At 66.1% G+C, this 1,495-nt stretch carries 1 pseudogene; it reads left to right on the top strand.

Annotated elements, in window-relative coordinates:
* Nucleotides 1-1,495 (top strand): annotated as a pseudogene (locus DMB42_RS52640) (DNA-directed RNA polymerase subunit beta); the annotation flags it as partial.

Genomic DNA, 1,495 nt, shown 5'->3' on the forward strand with positions numbered 1-1,495 from the left:
GCGCTCCAACCAGGGCACCTCCTTCAACCAGAAGCCCATCGTCGCCGAGGGCGACCGGGTCGAGGTCAACCAGGTCATCGCCGACGGCCCCTGCACCGACAACGGTGAGATGGCGCTCGGCAAGAACCTGCTCGTGGCGTTCATGCCATGGGAGGGCCACAACTACGAAGACGCGATCATCCTGTCCCAGCGTCTGGTCCAGGACGACGTCCTGTCCTCGATCCACATCGAGGAGCACGAGGTCGACGCCCGTGACACCAAGCTGGGCCCGGAGGAGATCACCCGGGACATCCCCAACGTGTCGGAGGAGGTCCTGGCCGACCTCGACGAGCGTGGCATCATCCGCATCGGCGCCGAGGTCGTGCCCGGCGACATCCTGGTCGGCAAGGTCACCCCGAAGGGTGAGACCGAGCTGACCCCGGAGGAGCGGCTGCTGCGCGCGATCTTCGGTGAGAAGGCCCGTGAGGTCCGCGACACCTCGCTGAAGGTGCCGCACGGCGAGCAGGGCAAGGTCATCGGCGTGCGCGTGTTCAGCCGCGACGAGGGCGACGAGCTCCCGCCGGGCGTCAACGAGCTGGTCCGCGTCTACGTGGCCCAGAAGCGCAAGATCACCGATGGTGACAAGCTGGCCGGTCGGCACGGCAACAAGGGCGTCATCTCCAAGATCCTGCCGGTCGAGGACATGCCGTTCCTGGAGGACGGCACCCCGGTCGACATCATCCTCAACCCGCTGGGTGTGCCCGGCCGGATGAACGTCGGTCAGGTGCTGGAGACCCACCTGGGGTGGATCGCGGCGCGTGGCTGGGACATCTCGGGCATCGCTGAGGCGTGGGCCGAGCGGCTGAAGGACAAGGGGTTCGAGAAGGTCGCCCCGCGTACCAACATGGCCACCCCGGTCTTCGACGGCGCGCACGAGGAGGAGATCGTCGGGCTGCTGGGCAACACGGTCGCCAACCGTGACGGTGACCGGATGGTGCAGCAGAGCGGTAAGGCGCGGTTGTTCGACGGCCGTTCCGGTGAGCCGTTCCCGTATCCGATCTCGGTCGGTTACATCTACATCCTGAAGCTGCTGCACCTGGTGGACGACAAGATCCACGCTCGGTCGACGGGCCCGTACTCCATGATCACGCAGCAGCCGCTGGGTGGTAAGGCCCAGTTCGGCGGTCAGCGCTTCGGTGAGATGGAGGTGTGGGCGCTGGAGGCCTACGGCGCCGCCTACGCGCTGCAGGAGCTGCTGACCATCAAGTCCGACGACGTGCTGGGCCGGGTGAAGGTCTACGAGGCGATCGTCAAGGGCGAGAACATCCCCGAGCCGGGTATTCCGGAGTCCTTCAAGGTCCTCATCAAGGAAATGCAGTCGCTGTGCCTCAATGTCGAGGTGCTGTCCAGCGACGGCATGTCCATCGAGATGCGCGACACCGACGAGGACGTCTTCCGCGCGGCGGAGGAACTCGGTATCGATCTGTCCCGGCGTGAGCCGAGCAGCGTGGAAGAA

Origin of the sequence: Nonomuraea sp. WAC 01424 (genome assembly GCF_003947315.1) — a bacterium.
GTDB classification, from domain to species: Bacteria; Actinomycetota; Actinomycetes; order Streptosporangiales; family Streptosporangiaceae; genus Nonomuraea; species Nonomuraea spiralis.